At 72.7% G+C, this 425-nt stretch carries 1 protein-coding gene; it reads left to right on the forward strand.

Annotated elements, in window-relative coordinates:
• On the forward strand, positions 1 to 425 hold a 425-nt coding region (locus tag GVL52_RS32285; RefSeq protein WP_200848030.1), incomplete at both ends, for a DUF4178 domain-containing protein.

A 425-nucleotide genomic window follows, 5' to 3' on the forward strand; every position in this document is an offset into this window, starting at 1 on the left:
CTCCATGGCCGAACCCTCCACCCAGCGCCACTACCGCGCGCCCTGCCCAGGCTGCGGCGCGCCGGTCGAATTCCGCAGCGCGCAGTCCACGCATGCCGTCTGTCCCTACTGCCAGAGCACCGTGGTGCGCAGCGGGGAGGTGCTGTCGCGCGTGGGCAAGATGGCCGAGGTGTTCGACGACCACAGCCCGCTGCAGCTCATGGCGAGCGGCCGCGCGGTGCTGGACGGGCGCGAGCAGCCGTTTACGCTGATCGGGCGGCTGCAATACAAGGCCGACACGGGCACGTGGACCGAGTGGAACGCGATCCTGGAGGACGGCACCACCGCCACGCTGGGCGAGGACAACGGCGGCTACGTGTTCACGCGGCCCGCCGGGCCGGGGCGCGAGCTGCCGGCGCCGGAACGCTTCCGGGTGGGGGCCACGA

The sequence above is a fragment of the Rhizobium sp. 18055 genome (assembly GCF_902706285.1).
Taxonomy (GTDB): Bacteria; Pseudomonadota; Alphaproteobacteria; order Rhizobiales; family Rhizobiaceae; genus Rhizobium.